A 19,353-nucleotide genomic window follows, 5' to 3' on the forward strand; every position below is an offset into this window, starting at 1 on the left:
TATTAAAAAGGCCATTGGCAGATCCCGATAAAACAATGCTTCAGGGATCAGGTTTTTGTTACCGGCATATTGGATGCAATGAAAAAGAGGAGCAATAAAAAGGCCGACAAAAAGCCGGCCTTTAGAACAAGAAGATTACAATCTTGATTTAGTCCATATCTTCAAGCATGTCTAATTTTTTATTCAAAAGCTTGATGTTGCGTCTGCCGGTTTCAATCTTGTGCTGGAAGTCGCGCACCAAGGCATCTGATTTTTTCGATTTAGCAAAGAAACCAATGTTGTTTTCCCAAACGGTAATATCATTTTCCAACTGCTTTAGTTTGTTGATGATCTTATTGCGCTCCTGGGTCAGGCGGTCATCGGCACGCTCCGATTTATAGTTTTCTATTTTATTACGGAATTTCTCAACATTTTTCTCAAACTCATTGAGGTTCAGGCTGTCGAAATATTGATTGATGTGATTTCTGAATTCCTGATTAACACGGTCTTTGTCCTTAATTGGTACATGGCCTATTGCGTTCCAGCGGTGCTGATAGTCCTGCAGTCTCTGGAAATTGTCTTCCGCATTATCGCTTGGTTCAAAAATTTTCACTTCCTCAATTAAGGCCTCTTTTAACTTCAGGTTTTCTTCCTGCGACTCATCTTTCTGACTAAAGAACGCTTTTTTATTCTCAAAAAAGGCATCACAGGCACTGCGAAAACGCTTCCAAATGGCATCTGATTGCTTACGTGGAACAGGGCCAATCTTCTTCCAGTCTTTCTGAATACGTATAAAATCTTCGGTTGTCCGCTTCCAATCGGTACTGTCTTTCATGCTCTCGGCCTGAATGCAGAGCTCAGTTTTCAGCTGCAGGTTTTCGCTTTGTTCCGATTTATAGGATTTAAAGAACTGTCTTTTGTTGTTAAAGAAAGAATCGCACGCTGAGCGAAAGCGATCATAAATGCGGTTGTTGTCTTTTTTGGGAGCAAAACCTATCGTTTTCCAGATGGTTTGAAGCTCAATAAGCTCCTTGCTTTTGTTTTCCCAATCTTTGGGCGTGTGCAACTCAAGTGTGGCCAGAGATTCGGCTTTTTCGCACAATTCTGTTTTGGCCTCCAGGTTTTTCTGCAGCTGGTCTTTTAAGCTCTCAAAATACTCCTGATGACGCTTGTTAATTTTTGAGGTTGCCTCCTTAAAACGAGCCCAGATATCTTCTTTCTCCTCACGCGGCACAGGGCCTATTTCGCGCCATTGCTCGTGGTATTTCTGCAAGGTTTTAAAGGCTTTTACAATGGTTGGCTCAAGCAGCAATTTCTCTGCCTTCTCGCACAAATCGATTTTAGCTTCCCGATTCTTTTTTAGATCAAGGTCGCGCAGCTCTTTATTTATTTTTATGTAACTGTAAAAATTCTCGATGGTATGGTTGTAGGTTTCCCACAAGTCGTGCACACGGTTTTGAGGGATAGAGCCTATGTTGCGCCATTTTTCCTGCAGCTCTCTGAAATGCTGAAACGTTTCATTCAGCGATTCCTGTCCGTTAATTAGTTCCTTAATGCCTTCAATAACATCAAGTTTGGCTTGCAGGTTATCGGCTTTTTCTTCTTCGAGGCGTTTGTTAAACTCGGCTTTTCGCGCCTTAAATTCTTTCAGCAGGTCTTTTAGGCTGAGTTCGAGCTCGTCGTCAGGCGCCGTGAAATTTTCTTCTAACTCGCCAGACTCAATAAACTTACGCTTAAGATCCTCAATTTCGGCAGAGTGTTTCTTGTAGAAAGCTGATTTAATAGCTTCAACTTCCTCTTTAATGTGTTCAACCGGGAAATTTTTAAGCACTTGCTTGAGGCGTTTAACCAACTCCTCTTTGGTCAGCATGATGTGGTCAACTGCTTCCAGTTTTGGGGACTCATCATCATTACTTGCCGGCGTAGCTTCGGCAGGCTTGTTTATTTCCGGAGTATCTTCATTGGTTGGAGTAGGCACCTCATTGTCGGGTGTGTTGCTTGCAGGCGTATTTTCAGCTTGATTGTCTGAATTCAAACCTGCACCATCGTTGGTCGGTTTGTTTAGGTCTTGTGCTTCCATAAGCTTTTGAGTTCTTTATTCTGGCCTAAGGTATGCTCCTTAGTGTCAATTTATTTTACGAATATATTGTAAATCGGGCAATAGGCAAATTTTTTGCCTTAAAAAGACGCATTTGCAAGTCATTAGAAGCTGACAATGATTTCCTCATTGAACCTTCAGATATTCAAACATCAGCGCTGTAATTGTAAGCGAATGGCGTGCTGTTGCGTTTGCCTGGCCCATGGAGTAAACGGTTTGATACAGTATCTCTTCCACCTGATAGGTCTTACAATTGAAAAAAATAGCCTGAAATGTTTATTCCAGGCTATTGAGGTATTAAATTGTAAGTGGTGTTCACTATTTATCTATTCCGGACTAACGTAAGTCGGGTCAACCGCACTGCGATAGTAGTGGCGGAAACCGAGTACCGCATCAGTTAGTTCAGGCACTCCCAGCATAACATCTCCTTCGGTGTAATAATCTCTGGAGTAATAGGTTTGCGTGGTACCTTCAACAAACTTAACAATAGACATGCCCGGAGCACTAAAAGGAGCGCCGTTAAACTCTCCACTCATGGTCCAGGTGGCCATATAAATGTCATCTACTATGGTTTCATCCTCAACAATGGTATACAAGTTGGAAGATCCGGTAAACAGACGCGCCAGAAATTGAGCCATGGTTTCGGGGCCATTTATGTCAACAATAGGGTCGTGGTATTCATAGTTATCCGTCAGATATGGAAGCACGTCAGACCAGTTTTCGGCATTTATTTCAACCAGCTGGCGACCAACCTGCAACTGGCTGGTAGCTAGTTCATTTTTCAGCTGCATTTGTGTTATCTCTGAGTTTTGGGATTCAGAGGGGAACGGGCAGTCAAAGGTGGGATCGACGGCACACCTGTAGTAGGTTCTGAAACCTGCGATAGCTTCATCCAAGCCGGGGATGGTGGCCATAATATCGCCTTCTGAATAGTAGTCGCGCTGATAGTACACTTGTGTAGAATTGGGGCGAAACTTAAAATAGAGATGCCCTTGGCCTGATAGGGTACATCCAGAAAATCCCTGCTCATAATCCATGTTGCTGAATAGATGTCGCCAATGAGGGTTTCGTCCTCAATAGTAGTAACCAGGTTGGGCGAGGCTTCTATGATTAGCTGGTTGAGGAAGGCCGTCATGTTTTCAATTCCTTCGATATCAACAATGGGGTCGTGGTACTCGATGTCGTCAGTGTAGTAGGGCAGAACTTCATCGACATTGGGTGCCTGCACTTCGAGCAAGGCGCGTCCAATTTCGAGACGCTGCTGGTGGAGCGGCGGTGAACTGTCGTTTGAGCAGCTCTGAGCTGCCAGAATAATGATGCTGCCGGTGAGCATCTTGAATGCATGGATAAACTTTCTCATGGATATAACCTCTTTAATGGTTTGATTAATTGATTTAATACACACTATTTTTACTATAACAGGTAAATAGTTAGTTCCTTGTAATTTAGTACATGTGTTAATGAATGTAAATTATTCAGCCAATAAAATGGTAAGAAATAGCCGAATGAGCATTTAACAGGTGCACATTAATTAGCACTTAAGTAACGCTTTTGCTTGTTCAGGTGTTTAAAGTTGGGCCCGATGCACCGTGTACTACCTACTTATTTCTATCTTTGCGAAAAATCAGAATTCATCATGCGCATAGATATATTGACACTTTTCCCGGAGATGTTTGAAGGGCCATTGACCCAATCAATTATGAAACGTGCCGTTGACAAGGGCTTGGTAGAGATGCATTTTCATGATATCCGCGATTATACCATGGATAAGCATAAAAAAGTGGATGATTATGCTTTTGGGGGAGGCGCCGGCATGGTGATGACCATTCAGCCCATCGCCGATCTGATTGATAAACTGAAAGCTGAAAGAGCGTATGAGCATGTTATTTACATGACACCCGACGGTCAGCGTTTTGAACAACGCATTGCCAATACCTTGTCGCTATGTGGAAACATCATGATTTTATGTGGCCATTATAAGGGAGTCGATCAGCGCATACGCGATCACTATGTGACCATGGAACTATCCATTGGCGATTATGTGCTGACTGGCGGTGAGCTGGCTGCTGCTGTGGTGAGTGATGCCATTATTCGCCTCATACCGGGCGTGATGTCGGACGAAACATCAGCTTTGACTGACAGTTTTCAGGATGGGCTACTATCGCCTCCTGTATACACCCGCCCGGCTGATTACAATGGCTGGAAGGTGCCGGAAGTGCTGCTAAGCGGTAACCAGGCCAAGATTGATGAATGGCGCGAGCAACAAGCCTATGAACGCACGAAGCAGATACGTCCTGATTTGTTGGAGGAGTAGCGTTAGATTCGTTCCTTTTGAATAAAGCGGCCCCACGCTCGGCGTAGTGTTCCACTTCGTCGTATAAGCTTTGCTTTTAACAGTTAACCGTTAGGTAGTAACAGACTACATGGCAGATAAAGCGAAGTTACAAACTTCGCTTAGCGTGGATGGACGTAATAAAACATTACCACGCAAAGGGATTCGTGCTGAAACGGGGTGATGCTTCATTAAATTGCTTGTTTATTTAGAATTATTTTAGACAGGTAAAAATTTGCATTTGACAATTTCGGTCGTATTTTTATCAAAATAAAAAAACGCCGGATGGGGGTCCGGCGCTTAAAAATTAAATGAAGAAAATTGATATTGCTTGCAAAGCTATCATCACAAGGGCAAGCAAGTAATCAATGAGCCTCGACCTGTCGGGATGCTCGATAGTTAAATTAATAATCTTCATAAACGATTATCTTTAAATTAGTAAAAAATTGAGAAAGCTGCTGATATTTCAGTGGCTTTTGTTGTCAAACAAAGGTACTTATAGTTGTAAGTTGGAGCAAATATTAGTTATTAACACTTAACAAAAGTTGTCCATAATTATTTGTTTATGGCCAGATAATCAAGTGTCTATGCGCTTATTAGCTTCCAGAAAGTTTTCCATAATGAAATTTTTATCAACTCTTTAATTAAAAACATTGCAAGCTATTGATATTTAGATAAATATTTATAATGAGATGTGTGTTTTACGGGTGTTTATATGTGAAAAATCGTTGTTTAATAGTAATTATTTAATCATAAAAGATATCCATAATCTGGAAAATTATTAACAGCGAATTAATTATTTTCAGGTGATGCTTGTGGATTTAACTTTCTCACTTGGTATGTAGGTATTCGAATTGCGTTGCTGATGGTGGATGAAAACCAAGCGATAGGCCCCACGCTCTGCGTAGTGTTCCACTTCGTGGTATAGGCTTTGCTTTTAACAGTTAACCGTTAGGTAATAACAGACTACATTGCAGATAAAGCGAAGCTACAAACTTCGCTTAGCGAGAAGAGAGATTGCCTGTGCCAACCTTGTTTTGTTTGGTCGCGAGGGAGGTGTTAGTCTAATCTGTTTCCATGCTTATCAATATAGAACCATTCGTCAGCTTCCACTCGCGAGTGCTCATCGTATTTGTTTTTAACCACCTCAGCGTCCAGGGTTACTTTTGCCAGGCCGTTTTCAAACCACCAGGCAAAGTCATACCTGCAAGGGATGATTACTTGTCCGTATTGGTTGGCATAACCCATTTTGCCATTTCGTTTAACCCGAACCAGACCTTCCTGAAAATAATCTGGCCCATTGTCAAAACTAACGATGTCGAAAAGCGTATTTTGCTCGCTGTCGATGGCAAGCCACTTTCCGTATGAGCCATCGTTTGAGTAATCGATAACACAAGCGAAGTGCTTAAGGGTGTCTGTTCCTAAATAGGCATATTTTCCAAAGGGAATAACAGTGTCGCAACGTTCATTGATATAAGCCACCGGAGCACCATATTGAAGGTACTCTTCATTTGTAACCGCTATTAAAACACCCTGTATAAGGGTGTCTTGCTTACTTTTGTCAAAATAGTTACCGCTGGTTGTTTTTGTGCTGTGCGTTTGTGCACAAGCCAGTAAAACTATTTGACTGATGACTAGTAGAATGGTTCGACTGATCCTCACTTTATCTACTTATCGGTTACACAACGATTTATAGGGGCAAAAGCGGCATTTGGTGATGTCTTCCACCGGCTGAAAGGGAATATCCGGGTTGTAAAGATCGGCCAGCAAGTTGTCAAGCCCGGCTTTAAATTCATTTTGTACGCTTTGCAACAGTATGGGGCTTTTACTTTTGCCATCTTTGATAAACAATTGCGTATTGTAATCCGATTTAAACACATCTCTTACCCAAATTACACCAGGCTGAAGCGGAACTGGCTGGTTGGCTGTTTCATCCAATATGAGTGAATAGAGCAGGGTTTGAAAGGTGGCCTTAATTTTTTTATGCTTATCGGTGTTGAACAGGTCTTCAACAGAGTTAATGGTGGCATCGCCAGTACCGGTTTTGTAGTCCATCACGCGCAGCAGGCCATCTTTGCTTTCGAGGCGATCGATGTAACCACCAATGTTCAAATGCAGCCCGTTGCTGTTGTAGCTGTGCTCCACTTTGCGTTCCAGTTCAACAATGGTAAAGGGCGCTCTTTCTTTTTCGAGTTTAAGGAACTGCAGCAGATAGCGTCGTATTACTTCAAACACCATCACATTTTTACCGTGTATTTCGGTAAAGGCGTTTTTCCCTTTTTCATAATCGCTCAGGTGCTCGTTAAAGCCATTGCGTATCAGCTCGTCAATGCGTTTTTTATTTTTTATCCAGCCCTCAATAGTGGCTGCGTCCACTTCTTGGCCTTCCAGGGGTTTATACAGGTTTTCTACCACATCGTGAAAAATTAAACCAAAAATGCGTGCATCGGCCTCTTCAGTTATTTCCTGTGGCTCGCTGATATTTGCAACTTTTTGATAGTAAAAGCGCATGGAGCACTCGATGTAAACAGAAAGGGCACTGGGCGAAAGAAAACGCTGATTACCGGCTTTGTATTTATTTAGCTCGCTAAGAACAGCTGGTGTTTTTTGAGCTATGGGCTGCGGGGCCCCAAGCAAAGACACGCTGTCGGATGTTGTATGGCTGTTTACCTGTGCATTAAACTCGTATTTGAGCTGATACAGGTAACGGCTCATTTCGTTGGCTTTCATGCCCTGGGCACCGGTGGAGTAGAGCAGTTCTACTTTTTTGGCCCGGTGGATCAGGCGGAAAAAATAGTAGGAGAAGATGGCGTCCTGAAACTCAATGGTTGGCAGCTCAAAACCTGCCCGCAAAGTGGCCGGGATAAAGGTGTTGGGGGCTGATGTGCGCGGAAATACCCCTTCGTTCAAATCGAGTATAATTAGTTTGTCAAAATCGAGGGCGCGTGTTTCCAATATTCCCATTACCTGCAAGCCGGCCAGGGGCTCCCCTTTAAATGGAACCGTTTGAAAATCGGCCAGCTTTTTAAACAGCTTAATCCAGGTTTCGGGCAGCAGTTCGTGTTGCTGATTCTGCTCCAGTAAATCCTGCAGGCGCACAATGCTTTTGTGCAGTGCGAATACAAACTCCTGTTCCAGTAGTTTATCTTCCTGTGGTTGCAGCAGCTCATATATTTTTGAGAGAATACTAACCAGGTAAGCGGCCAAATCAGTGCCATTGGTCACTTTTGCAAACAACAGTTTAAACAGATCGTTGCTGTGCAGCTCATTGGCTTTAACAAAAATATAGTTTCCCTTTACCAGCTTTTTGTGCAGTGCCCGGCAATCTTCTTCGGCCAGCAATGAAATGTACTGATGCTGTAAAATGGGTAACACATGACGGTGGTACAACCAGGTGCCCTCTTTGCTGCTTCGCGCATTGCGCTGTAAGTCAAACAGCAGGTTAACCAGTCCGAATACCGGTGTGTTGTTCAAAGGGTAGCCCATTGTTATGTTCACCCGGTCCACATTACCTGGTATCCCATGCAAGGTTGGCATCAGCATGGTTTCGTCGGCCAAAACAACCGCTGTTTTCAGGTCACTTTCATATTCTTTGGTCAAAAAGGTGTGCACTGATTTTAGCTGTTCGGTCGGATTAGCCACTGCTGTGATGCTTACTTCCGGGCCCGCTTCATTGAGCGGTAAAATAAAATCTTTAGGAGCGGGGTAGCGCAAACGGTTTTCATTCAGAAACAAACCGGGTCCACGGCTTTGAAACACATCGTTTTCCGTATTTTCCATCCATGGTGAATAGTCCCAGAAAAAATCGGCCAGCTGTCGCTTTCGCAGATTATCCATTAGTTTTCGCTCCGCCGGCGTTAACGCATTCAGCCCCACAAAAATCACTTTCTTCCACTTAATTTCCGGCAGGCTGTTGTTAATTATTTTTTCGGTTACTTCGCGGTAAATCATGCCTTCGTAGGCCAGCGAATGGCCTTGCAGCTGCTTAATAAAAGCCTTATAGATGTGTGGGATGTGTTCCCAGTTTTCCAGAAAATGGTTTTGGTGCGATGACAGTTGTTCTGCTTTAAAAGTACCCCAGAATGTTTTAATGGCTTCCAGCTGTTTCTCATTCAGGTGGCTGTAATCGTCATCCAGCTCTTTAAAGGCAATCAGGTTGGAAAACAGTTGATCAACCTCTACCAGGTATTTATCTATATCGTCAAAATCACCCAAAAACAGTTCGCCCCAGGGCAGAAATTCATCGAAGCTAAGGTCCTTTTTGGTCACCGAATTGTAAACCTGATGAAGGGTAAACAGCAAGGTGATGTTATCGGCCGGAATCAACTTCGACAATGAGGCGAAAAAATCATTCACAGTAAGTATTTGAGGTGCCCAGGAAGGGCCGTCCACCAGTTGCCTCAGGTGGTTGGTAAAAAAGATACCCGCCCGCTGACTGGGGAATACAAAGCAGTAGTCTGCTAAATCTGCTTTGGCGTTCTGGTGATAATAGGAGGCTATGGCGTTAAGGAATCCGGATGTCATAAGGTCGAATTTTGATTAACAAATGTACTATGTTTTTTTGGTTTGCCTCGTCAATTTGAGCCGCAGTCCATAGCCTTTTTAAATAAACAACCAAATAAAAATAGCAGATAAAAAGGTGTTTTATAATAGCTTTTAAAGGCTAAAAATATTTTAACTTTAATGTCATTTAGTTGTTAAAAGAGGAAAGAAATACAAAATGTTTTTCTCACGAAAATAGTTTTATGGATAAATTCTCATTTTTGGGTAACAGTGAAATAGGCTCAATCGACGAGCTTTATCAGCAATATAAGCAAGACCCCGATTCGGTTGATGCCTCCTATCAAAAGTTCTTCCAGGGCTTTGATTTTGCCATTGAAAACTACAAGCAGCCCACGTCATCATCTGGCTTGGTTGATAAAGAATTTTTAGTGCTTAACCTCATTCATGGCTATCGCCAGCGGGGGCATTTGTTTACCCAAACAAACCCGGTTCGTTCGCGACGCAAATACTATCCAACACTCGATATAGAGAATTTTGAGCTGTCCGAGAAGGATATGGATACGGTTTTTCAGGCCGGTAATGAACTCGGTATTGGAGCAGCTTCGCTAAAAGATATCATTGGTCATTTGCAGCAAACCTATTGTCAGTCGGTAGCGGTGGAGTATTTATACATCCGGCATCCCGAAATATTAAGCTGGATGAAAAGCCGCATGGAAAGTGTTCGCAACACCCCATCTTTTACGGCCGATAAAAAACGACTCATCTTCAATCAACTCAACACCGCGGTTGGCTTCGAGAGCTTTATTCATAAAAAGTTTGTGGGCCAAAAGCGATTTTCCCTGGAAGGCTCAGAGGCCTTAATACCCGGTCTTCATGCCCTCATCGACAAAGGGGCCGAGTTAGGAGCCGAAGAGGTGGTAATTGGCATGGCACACCGCGGGCGTTTAAATGTGCTCACCAATATTTTGCATAAGCCATACAAAAACGTGTTTAAAGAATTTGTTGGTGATGAGTACGAAGAGGGCATTTCTCTTGGGGATGTAAAGTACCACTTAGGCTATTGCAGCGATGTTGAAACGTCCAATGGGAAAAAAGTGCGGGTTAATCTTACGCCCAACCCTTCGCACCTGGAAACGGTGGCGCCAATTATTGAAGGGATTTCCCGTTCGAAAATCGACCATAAATACAATCACGACTACGACAAGGTGGTGCCCATTGTTATTCATGGCGATGCAGCCATTGCAGGTCAGGGCGTCGCTTATGAAGTGGTGCAGATGGCGCAGCTGCCTGGCTATAAAACAGGAGGTACCATTCATATTGTTATCAATAACCAGGTGGGCTTCACAACCAATTACCTCGAAGGGCGTTCATCAACTTATTGCACTGATGTAGGCAAGGTTACCCGCTCACCGGTTTTTCATGTAAATGGGGATGATGTGGAGGCATTGGTCTACACCATTGAACTGGCCATGGAGTACCGTCAGCGCTTTAACTCCGATGTGTTTATCGATTTGTTATCGTACCGAAAATATGGACATAACGAAGGGGATGAGCCGCGTTTTACTCAGCCAATCCTCTATAAAGAAATAGCACGTCATAAAAATCCGCGTGACATCTATAAGCTGAAGCTGGAAGCCGAGCGAGTGGTATCCAAGGAAGATGCCAAACAGGTTGAAGAGCGCTTCAACCAGCTGCTTGAAGAAGAGCTGGATGCCTCCAAAAAAATTGATAAAGTGGTTATTCAGCGCTTTCTTGATGACGACTGGACCGGCTACCGCTATTCAGAACCTGAGGATTTTGTCCGCTCACCGGATACCTCAGTTAAGCGGGAGCAAATTCTGACTTTGTTAGACCGCATTAACTATTTGCCCGAGGATAAGCAGTTCTTCAAAAAGCTGCATAAGATTGTCAATGATCGCAAAACAATGGTGAATGAGGATCGCCTGGATTGGGCTTTGGGAGAGCAGCTGGCTTATGCTTCGTTAGTGGCCGAGGGTCACCCGGTTCGTTTGAGTGGTCAGGATGCAGAGCGCGGCACATTTGCGCACCGCCATGCGGCATTAACCATTGAAGATACGGATCAGCGTTATCGTCCATTGCAGCATATAGCACTGGAGCAGGCGCCGTTTGAAGTGTATAATTCCCTGTTGTCGGAATATGGGGTGATGGGGTTCGAATATGGCTATTCGCTGGCTAAGCCCGAAGCTTTGACCATTTGGGAGGCTCAGTTCGGCGATTTTTATAATGTGGCGCAGGTGATTGTAGATCAGTATATCTCATCGGCCGAAGAAAAGTGGGGGCTGATGAATGGATTGGTATTGCTGCTGCCCCATGGTTTTGAGGGACAAGGACCTGAACATTCCAGTGCCCGGGTAGAACGCTTTCTGTCGCTGGCAGCTCGCAATAATATGCAGGTAGTTAACTGTACAACACCAGCTAACTTTTTCCATGTGCTGCGTCGTCAGTTGAAGCGCGAATTCCGCATTCCGTTGGTGGTGTTTACGCCGAAGAGTCTGTTGCGTCATCCGAAGTGTGTGTCATCGTTAACTGATTTTGAGCAGGGTGGTTTCAAAGAGGTGATTGATGATGATAAAGTGGATGTGGCAGATGTGAAACGGGTGGTTTTCTGTACCGGGAAAATTTATTACGATCTGTTGGCCCGCAAAGAGGAATTAGATGCTCGCGATGTGGCTTTGGTGCGTATGGAGCAGATGCACCCGTTCCCGCATGAGCAGGTGGAGGCCATCTTAAAGAAGTACAGTAATGCTCTGTTGCATCTATGGGTGCAGGAAGAACCTGAAAATATGGGCGCCTGGAATTACATCCGCAGCAAGATGCCTAATGTGGGCATTGTGCCGGTAGCCCGTATTGCCAGTGGCAGTCCGGCCACCGGATTGAATGGTCTGCATCTTATCGGACAGAATGAAATCATTAACAAAGTGTTTAAAGGCTGCCATTGTGAGCGTCAGCTTAAATACTGTGGCCTGCAGTGTGTAGAAGGTAAATCGAGAACGGAGATACTCAAGCAGCACAAGTACTTTGAAGAGAAACCTAGATTTTCAATATAAATAAAGTTTTAAGTTCGAAAAAATCGATGAGACAGAAGTAAGATGTCTTCTGCCTAATAACTAGAAAACTATTAAAGATGATTATTGAAATAAAAGTGCCTACCCCGGGCGAATCCATTACAGAAGTTGAACTGGCCAGTTGGTTGGTCAACGATGGTGATGTGGTAGAGAAAGATCAGGAAATAGCTGAAATTGAATCCGACAAAGCAACTTTGTCGTTGCTGGCTACAGAAGCCGGTAAAATAAGTCTAGCAGTAGAAGCGGGCGAAGCAATTGCTGTTGGAGCCGTTGCCTGTACAGTAGATACTGACTTTGCCGGTGAGGCCAAATCAACGCCAGCCCCCGCTAAAGAGGAGGCTGCAGCAACAACTAAAGCAGAAGACAAAGAGGTGGTAGCTGAAGCTCCTAAGCAGGATGTGGCATCAACGAGTTACCCCAATGCCAAAGTATCGCCTTTAGCCAAAAAGCAAATGGAGGCGGCTGGGCTGGATATAGATCAGGTAATTAATGGTTTGAAGCGCCTGTCGACCAAAGAGGTTGATTTAGTGAAAAGCATGCCTCAGGAGAAAGAAGCAGCAGCCTCCACAAGGGCATCGTCCTTTATAGATGCCACTGCCAGCCGGGAAGCGGAGCGCCAGAAAATGTCCATGCTGCGTAAGAAGCTCAGTCAGCGTTTGGTGGCGGTGAAGAACGAAACGGCCATGCTTACCACTTTTAACGAAGTGGACATGTCGGCGGTGATGAACCTGCGCAAAAAGTACCAGTCTAAATTCATAGAACAGCATGGTGTGAAACTGGGTTTTATGTCCTTTTTTATCAAGGCAGCATCGCTGGCCTTAAAACATCATCCCATGGTCAATGCCATGATTGATGGCGATGAGATTGTGATGCCCGAATACCACGATGTTTCGGTGGCTGTGCAAACCCCTAAAGGTTTGATGGTGCCGGTAATTCGCAATGTGGAAACCTTAAGTCTGGATGGGATTGAATCATCACTGAAAGACCTGGCTGAGAAGGCACGAAAAGGCAAAATTGGGCTGGATGAGATGACCGGCGGCACCTTTACCGTGACAAACGGAGGTGTTTTTGGTTCAATGCTGAGTACGCCAATTATCAACCCTCCACAGTCGGCCATTATGGGGATGCACAACATTGTGGAGCGTCCGGTGGCTGTGAATGGACAGGTTGAGATTCGTCCAATCATGTATTTGGCCTTGTCCTACGATCACCGCATTATTGATGGTAAAGATTCGGTTGGCTTCCTGGTTAAAGTTAAAGAGATGCTCGAAAATCCGGCTAAGCTATTATCGGGTGGCGTTGATCCCGAGCAGGCCGTGTTAGGGTTGTAACGAATGAATAGGAATCACCGAATTGTTGAAATTACGCCCGAAGAAACCATGGCCATTCGACACGAGGTAATGTGGCCCGATAAGCCAAGCGATTATGTGCGCCTGCCCAATGATGCAGAGGGAAAGCACTACGGCTTATTTGTGGATAATGAAATGGTTTCGGTAATTTCTTTGTTTATTGAATCCGGGCACGCTCAGTTTAGAAAATTCGCGACGCTATTCAGCTACCAGGGAAAAGGCTATGGGACATTATTATTGAAAGAAGTTTTTAAAATTGCTCAATGTTCCAATAGCGAAAAAATTTGGTGTAACGCCCGGCGCGATAAGGGCGAATATTACGCCAGATTTGGGATGAGGTTAACTGATAGAACCTTTGTAAAGGGCGGAATAGAGTATGTGATTATGGAGAAAGTATTCAACTAAAGACAAACAAAAAGGCCTCAAGCAGTATCATCTTTGAGGCCTTTTCATTATTTAAATTGTTTCTCGCGTATCGCTTTGAACTCAGAATGTGCCTTCCATTGCGGATAGGCTTCCATGTTGGCGATTTCCCAACCAACCCGAAAAAGGAGCCGGGCATCGGCGGCTACACCGGATACATCCCACCAGGGTTCGTATTCATCATCGGGTTTGTGATAGCAGTGATTGATCCAATATTGCTCTTTTTCACTCATGTAGCTTTGACCATGCTCCCAGTGATCGTTGTTGCCACGTGCAAAAAGAGCAGGTATGCCAACCCGTGCGAAGCTAAAGTGATCGGAACGGTAATACATGCCAGTGTGGGCATTGGGATCGGGTAAAATGTATCGCCCTTGTTGTTCAGCCTGTTTTTTCACTAAATCATCTAAATCCGATTGGCCATAACCCGTAATCATCACATCTCTGCATTTACCAAAAGGCAGCATCAGGTCGTTGTTGATGCAGGCAACCGTTTTGTTAATGGGAAATATGGGGTTGTCGGCATAGTAAGCCGAACCATTTAGGCCTGATTCCTCGGCTGTCGGCGAAAAAAACACAACGGTTCGCCTTGGTGGAACTGGCATGGCTTTAAATGCTTTGGCAATTTCCAGCATCCAGGCCAGTGATGTGCCATTATCCACAGCACCATTGTATATCGAATCGCCGTTCATGGGTTTACCTATGCCCAGATGGTCCCAATGGGCGGAGTAAAAAAGGTATTCATCAGCCAAATCAGTTCCTTTGATAAGGCCTAAAACATTGTGTGATACATCTTTTTCCCAATTGTTGTGCAGTTGTATATTTACTTCTGCATCCATATTCAGTCCTTTGAATTTACCGGAAGCAGCTTCGTTTCTCAGTTGATTCAAATCCAGGTCCAGAGAAGAAAATAATTGGTTGGCAGCCTCAGCGTTAATCCATCCTTCTATTTTGCAGCGGTTGATGTAATCATTTTTAACCACCGGATAGACTTTGGCAACAGCGGCCGAATTAACCACCACCGACCAGGGATAACCGGCGCCTTTATCTTCATGAATAATTAAACAGGCATCCGCACCTTGTCGGGCTGCTTCTTCGTATTTATAGCTCCAGCGGCCATAGTAGGTCATGGCTTCGCCGGTAAAAAAATCTTTCCGTCCGGAGTTCAGACCGGGATCATTTACCAGAACCACCACTGTTTTTCCTTTAACATCTAATCCCTCATAGTCATTCCAATTGTACTCTGGCGCCACAATGCCATAGCCGGCAAAAACCATTTGAGAGTTATTTAACTCAATAGTGGGGGTTAAGCGACGCGAGAAGGCTACAAAATCGTCAAAAACGCTCCATCCATGTTCTGCCTTGAGACTGCTAACCCTTGCTGCTCCCTGAACTGCACCCATAACCTTTACCAGCGGCACTGGTTGAAGAAAACTGCCCTCAATGGCAGGCTCTAAGCCAATGGCTTCATACTGTTGCTGTAAAAAGTTCAGGGTGAGTTCTTCGCCTTTGCCAAAGGGTTTTCGGCCAAGGTATTTGTCACTTCCAATTTCCTGAACAAACTTCGTAATGGCTTGATTTGATATATGTTCGGATGCTGTTTGTAATGACTGCTCTTGTGTGCTGCAGGCTACTATATTCAGCAGTATCAGTAAGAAAATAAAATGTTGTCGGATCATGATGTAGATACTGTAAAAGAATGATTAACGAAGATACATTTTAATAATTGGTATGGCACATGTGCTTTAAAAAATAAATTTTTAAAGCATATCCACCTAGCAAGTTAGAGTTAAATTGACAAATGACAGGTAACAAAATACCTGAAGTGCCGTAACAGCTCTAACTTGTAATAATTGACAAACAAAAAATTATTAACCTAAAGTGGGCCATGGTGGCTTCTAATGGAATGCCTTGGTCTGAAATTGAATTTTGTATGAAAAAAATGAAATGGTTTTCAGCAATGCTAGTTGCTGGTGTTTTTGCATTTACTGCTTGTAGCGATGACGAAAACAAAGATGTGTACAGCGAATTATCTCCTGAGCAACACAAAAAAGAGCTTGAAACAGAAGGAATTAAGCTGGTAAATCAACTAGATGCTGCCAAAAGTCTTAAAACTTACGATGTGCTGGATGGCTTTTTTGCCAATATGGATTTAGCAAATGCTCAGCCTGCAGCAGCGGTGCAGTTTGGTCTTAACGAAATTATGGCGCTTAGCAGTGGTGTTAAATCAACTGTTAATTTAAAAGCTGCTTTGGTGGAGCAAACAAGTGCAACTAAGCAGTTTGCCGAAGAAGCAGGTGTTTACGAGTGGAATACCGAAGTGCAGGATTGGGAAGTAGTGGAAACTTCACAGACAGAAGCGACTTTTCGTTTTGATGTGGATGGTCAGACAGCCGAGGTAAGTATCTACAACTTTACCGCCAAAGAAGCCGTTCATCAGGATGAAATGTCAACAACAACAGTTGAGTTGCCATTAACACTTAACGCCCACGTTAAGTTAGGTGATGAGGTCTTAACCAGCTTTTCATTAGAGGCGCAGTGGAATGATGATGATACGCCAAAGCATGTGCAAGAAATTATCACTTTGGAGAAATTTTCTTTTGAAAGTAACCTAACAAATACCACTTCAGTAGTTAGCACCAGCGCTTCATTCAAATACGATGGTGGTGTAATTTATGCCAACGGCATTAAAGTGGAGGGGAACTTCTCTTATGACGAGATTTTAAATTCAGTACCACAGCAGGGTGGTGACATGAACACTGTTTTTGCACAGCAAGTGCTTGAGCATTCTAACATCTGGTTTCAGCTTGGCAATATTAAAGTTGAGGGTATTTTCGATGTGAAAGGGTTTATGGAAGAGTTGTCTAACTCATTTGAGCAGACTACTACCGAAGCTGAGATGGAAAACATGCTAATCGACCTGATCAATAAATATGTTATTACCTATGTGCGTTATGATGATACAAACGAAATCATTGCTAAGGGTGAGTTCTACCTGAAAGAGGTGCAAGATAACTATGGAGGTATCTATAACGAACCAGCCATGTTAATGGTGTTTGGTGATGGCTCCAAAGTAACTGTTGACCAGTTTGTTGAGGAAGGATTTAGCGGTCTTGTAACTGAAATTGAAAATTTTGTTGCCGCCTTGGATGCCAGCTATGGAACGCCAGTGCAATAAGCAGAACAATTAGATAGTAATGAAATTGGAGGTCGGATTCGGCCTCCTTTTCTTGTTTTATTAATAATTATCTTTTGAAATATTTATTTCTATATAGTTTTCTTTTACTGCCAATTGTAGCTCTGGCTCAACAATCAGACTGGTGCATTAAAGGAGTCGTTGTCGATAGGGAAGATGGTCTGCCGGTGCCTGCGGCGCACATCACTGCACTGGATGGAAAAATTGGGACTGTTTCAGATGTGGAAGGTCGGTTTGAACTATGTGGTTTAATGGAAGGCACCGTGGGCCTTTCAGTGGGGCATACCGCATTTGAACAACAAGTTTTAAAGGTGGATACTAAGTCTACTGCACAATTGATTATCAAACTACGGCTTAAAATTTACAGCACTGCTGAAGTTGAGGTAAAAGGGCAGCAAAATACCATTGTGAAACAATATATCCCCGGCAAGCTGAGCCTTAAAAAGGACGATATTTTAAACCTGCCTGCCTTTCTGGGAAGTCCGGATGTGTTAAGAGGCCTGCAGCTATTACCTGGCATGCAGTCAGTCAGTGAAGGTAACTCGGGAATTTATGTGCGAGGAGGCTCGCCCGGACATAATTACGTGCTCTTCGACAATATCGAACTGATGAATCCCACCCACTTAATGGGCATGTATTCGGTGTTTAATCCATTATTGACCAATCGTGTTGAGTTTTTTAAGGGCAATGCTCCCGTGCACCAGTCTTCCCGTTTAGCTTCATCCATTATTGTGCACACCTACCAGCAAAAACCCGATAGCAGCAACTGGGCAGGTAATATTGGAAATATCATTACTAACCTGACTTATAATGGGCAGTCTGCAAATAAAAAATGGTATTTATCCACCGGTATCCGTCGGAGCTATCTGGATGTTTTAAAGTACATAGCCCAGCCTTTTTTATCAGAAGAAGACAATTATTTTGAACAAAATGCTTATACCTTTTACGATTGGAACGGCAAGCTTCGGTATCATTCCGGGCGCAACAGTCTTCAGTTGAGCTGGTACATGGGGCAGGATGATTTTCAGATGGATAATGCCAAAAACAGCTTACAATCAGAATCAAAATGGGGGAATCAGGGGGCTTCATTGGTCTGGAAGAACAGCCTTCAGCCTCATTTGCTGATGGAGAATACACTCGCCTATTCGGCTTACTTCTCCAATTTTGGAGCTGAGGTGCCCGATGGACGAATGCGTTTTGAAACGGACTACGAGCAAATCAGTGTTAAAAGTACTTTCAGTCTTAGCAGAGAAAACCACTTGTTAAGATGGGGATGTGGGGTGACCCTTTACGATGTAGTTCCTCAAAATATAGAGCTTAGTAATTTTAATACAGCCGAAGTAATTGTTGATGACTACCGCAGTACTTCCGCAAAAATTTTTATTAGTGACCAGGCACAGCTGAGCGATCATTGGTCTGTATATGGTGGTGTGGCTTTAAACCTTTATCGAATGTTGCATGCAGGCCGCGCAGAAAATAGTTTAGCTACAGATAAGGCAGTTCAGGTGGTACCGAATGTAACATTCAGTATTAACTACGATCCTTACGTCAATAGCTCCTATAAGGCCTCCTATGCCTATAATTCGCAGAACATCCATTTAGCATCCATTGCCTCCATCCCTTTGCCATCGGATGTTTGGATGCCCGCTACGGCTGCTTTACCTATGGAAACAAGCCATCAGCTGACGGTGGGATACTTTAAATCCTATCCGGACAAGCAGATGCAATGGGGAGTAGAGGCCTATGGTAAGTACATGGATAACCAGTTGTTATTAAAGCTCAATACTAATCAGGATGAGGTTGAAAGCTTTGAGGATAACTTTTACAAGGGGCAAGGAATAGCGTATGGAAGTGAGGTTTACATTAATAAAGAAGCACAACCTTTTAGTTATACGCTCAGCTATACACTGGGCTGGGTGCAGCAGCAGTACGATGGGATTAATGCCGGTAAGTGGCACGATGCTAAATACGACCGACGGCACGATCTGAATATTCAAACAGTGTACAGGTGCAATAAGCGCATTGATTTTGGAGCTGTTTTTATTTTCGCTACCGGCAATAAAGCAACCTTGCCAACGGGTCGCTACTGGATGATGGGTAATATTGCCAACGATTATGCCGGCGTTAATAATTATCGGATGCCACCGTATCATCGCCTTGATGTGTCGATGAACTACCGGCTACGCTCCAGGTTGTTTGCCGAATCGGTACTTAATTTTTCAATAATCAATTTGTATGCCCGCAGCAATCCATATTTTATTTATTACGAGGTAGCAGAGGGGCAGCAGGACTACGAGTTGAGTATAAAGGCCAAGCAGGTTTCTTTATTTCCAATAATGCCATCGTTAAGTTGGCGCTTTAAATTTTAAGCTATGCGGTTTTTTTGGATA

12 protein-coding genes are annotated in these 19,353 nt (G+C 43.7%); 6 read left to right on the forward strand and 6 right to left on the reverse strand.

Annotation, left to right across the window (positions count from 1 at the left end; genetic code table 11):
* Positions 1-148: 148 nt before the first annotated feature.
* From ACSX1H_RS15715 to ACSX1H_RS15725, 3 genes are all read right to left on the reverse strand, one after another.
* A complete protein-coding gene (locus ACSX1H_RS15715; RefSeq protein WP_439185182.1) occupies positions 149-2,059 on the reverse strand; it encodes a DUF349 domain-containing protein in 1,911 nt (636 codons plus the stop codon).
* Positions 2,060-2,403: 344 nt separating this feature from the next.
* Positions 2,404-2,868, reverse strand: coding sequence for a nuclear transport factor 2 family protein (locus tag ACSX1H_RS15720; RefSeq protein ID WP_439185183.1), 465 nt, complete (start codon positions 2,866-2,868; stop codon positions 2,404-2,406).
* Between the two features lie 5 nt (positions 2,869-2,873).
* A complete protein-coding gene (locus ACSX1H_RS15725) occupies positions 2,874-3,482 on the reverse strand; it encodes a nuclear transport factor 2 family protein (protein WP_439185184.1) in 609 nt (202 codons plus the stop codon).
* Positions 3,483-3,659: 177 nt separating this feature from the next.
* Here ACSX1H_RS15725 and trmD point away from each other — a divergent pair, with 177 nt between their 5' ends.
* Positions 3,660-4,391: a tRNA (guanosine(37)-N1)-methyltransferase TrmD gene (gene trmD / locus ACSX1H_RS15730; RefSeq protein WP_439185185.1), complete on the forward strand. Its 732-nt coding sequence runs from the start codon at positions 3,660-3,662 to the stop codon at positions 4,389-4,391.
* Positions 4,392-5,468: 1,077 nt separating this feature from the next.
* On the opposite strand, the gene ACSX1H_RS15735 is transcribed toward trmD, so the two are convergent.
* Together ACSX1H_RS15735 and ACSX1H_RS15740 are read right to left on the reverse strand one after the other, a co-directional pair.
* Positions 5,469-6,071 carry a WG repeat-containing protein gene (locus ACSX1H_RS15735; RefSeq protein WP_439185186.1) on the reverse strand — a complete coding sequence of 201 codons (603 nt, stop codon included), beginning with the start codon at positions 6,069-6,071 and terminating at the stop codon, positions 5,469-5,471.
* A 9-nt stretch (positions 6,072-6,080) separates the two neighbouring features.
* Positions 6,081-8,933 carry a PD-(D/E)XK nuclease family protein gene (locus ACSX1H_RS15740; RefSeq protein WP_439185187.1) on the reverse strand — a complete coding sequence of 951 codons (2,853 nt, stop codon included), beginning with the start codon at positions 8,931-8,933 and terminating at the stop codon, positions 6,081-6,083.
* Between the two features lie 221 nt (positions 8,934-9,154).
* Between ACSX1H_RS15740 and ACSX1H_RS15745 the strand changes: the two genes are divergently transcribed.
* The 3 genes from ACSX1H_RS15745 to ACSX1H_RS15755 all read left to right on the forward strand — a co-directional run bounded on the left by ACSX1H_RS15745 (position 9,155) and on the right by ACSX1H_RS15755 (position 13,752).
* Entirely contained in the window at positions 9,155-11,980 is a 2,826-nt protein-coding gene (locus ACSX1H_RS15745) for a 2-oxoglutarate dehydrogenase E1 component (RefSeq protein ID WP_439185188.1), read from the forward strand.
* Between the two features lie 77 nt (positions 11,981-12,057).
* A complete protein-coding gene (odhB, locus tag ACSX1H_RS15750) occupies positions 12,058-13,329 on the forward strand; it encodes a 2-oxoglutarate dehydrogenase complex dihydrolipoyllysine-residue succinyltransferase (protein ID WP_439185189.1) in 1,272 nt (423 codons plus the stop codon).
* A 3-nt stretch (positions 13,330-13,332) separates the two neighbouring features.
* Positions 13,333-13,752 carry a GNAT family N-acetyltransferase gene (locus ACSX1H_RS15755; protein WP_439185190.1) on the forward strand — a complete coding sequence of 140 codons (420 nt, stop codon included), beginning with the start codon at positions 13,333-13,335 and terminating at the stop codon, positions 13,750-13,752.
* A gap of 47 nt (positions 13,753-13,799) precedes the next feature.
* On the opposite strand, the gene ACSX1H_RS15760 is transcribed toward ACSX1H_RS15755, so the two are convergent.
* Positions 13,800-15,446, reverse strand: coding sequence for a M28 family peptidase (locus ACSX1H_RS15760; protein ID WP_439185191.1), 1,647 nt, complete (start codon positions 15,444-15,446; stop codon positions 13,800-13,802).
* A 254-nt stretch (positions 15,447-15,700) separates the two neighbouring features.
* On the opposite strand from ACSX1H_RS15760, the gene ACSX1H_RS15765 reads away from it, so the two are divergent.
* Complete coding sequence (locus ACSX1H_RS15765; RefSeq protein WP_439185192.1) at positions 15,701-16,945, forward strand: hypothetical protein; 1,245 nt, start codon at positions 15,701-15,703, stop codon at positions 16,943-16,945.
* 74 nt (positions 16,946-17,019) lie between these two features.
* On the forward strand, positions 17,020-19,332 hold the full coding sequence (locus ACSX1H_RS15770) for a TonB-dependent receptor (protein ID WP_439185193.1): 2,313 nt from the start codon (positions 17,020-17,022) through the stop codon (positions 19,330-19,332).
* The last annotated feature ends 21 nt before the right edge of the window (positions 19,333-19,353 follow it).

This window comes from Carboxylicivirga taeanensis, from assembly GCF_051851475.1.
Taxonomy (GTDB): Bacteria; Bacteroidota; Bacteroidia; order Bacteroidales; family Marinilabiliaceae; genus Carboxylicivirga; species Carboxylicivirga taeanensis.

Excerpts from the sequence above, each read along its gene's own strand:
- ACSX1H_RS15760 (WP_439185191.1), bottom strand. The coding sequence starts at position 15,446 with ATGATCCGACAACATTTTATTTTCTTACTGATACTGCTGAATATAGTA.
- trmD (WP_439185185.1), top strand. The coding sequence starts at position 3,660 with ATGCACCGTGTACTACCTACTTATTTCTATCTTTGCGAAAAATCAGAA.
- ACSX1H_RS15740 (WP_439185187.1), bottom strand. The coding sequence starts at position 8,933 with ATGACATCCGGATTCCTTAACGCCATAGCCTCCTATTATCACCAGAAC.
- ACSX1H_RS15715 (WP_439185182.1), bottom strand. The coding sequence starts at position 2,059 with ATGGAAGCACAAGACCTAAACAAACCGACCAACGATGGTGCAGGTTTG.
- ACSX1H_RS15720 (WP_439185183.1), bottom strand. The coding sequence starts at position 2,868 with ATGCAGCTGAAAAATGAACTAGCTACCAGCCAGTTGCAGGTTGGTCGC.
- ACSX1H_RS15745 (WP_439185188.1), top strand. The coding sequence starts at position 9,155 with ATGGATAAATTCTCATTTTTGGGTAACAGTGAAATAGGCTCAATCGAC.
- odhB (WP_439185189.1), top strand. The coding sequence starts at position 12,058 with ATGATTATTGAAATAAAAGTGCCTACCCCGGGCGAATCCATTACAGAA.
- ACSX1H_RS15755 (WP_439185190.1), top strand. The coding sequence starts at position 13,333 with ATGAATAGGAATCACCGAATTGTTGAAATTACGCCCGAAGAAACCATG.
- ACSX1H_RS15765 (WP_439185192.1), top strand. The coding sequence starts at position 15,701 with ATGAAAAAAATGAAATGGTTTTCAGCAATGCTAGTTGCTGGTGTTTTT.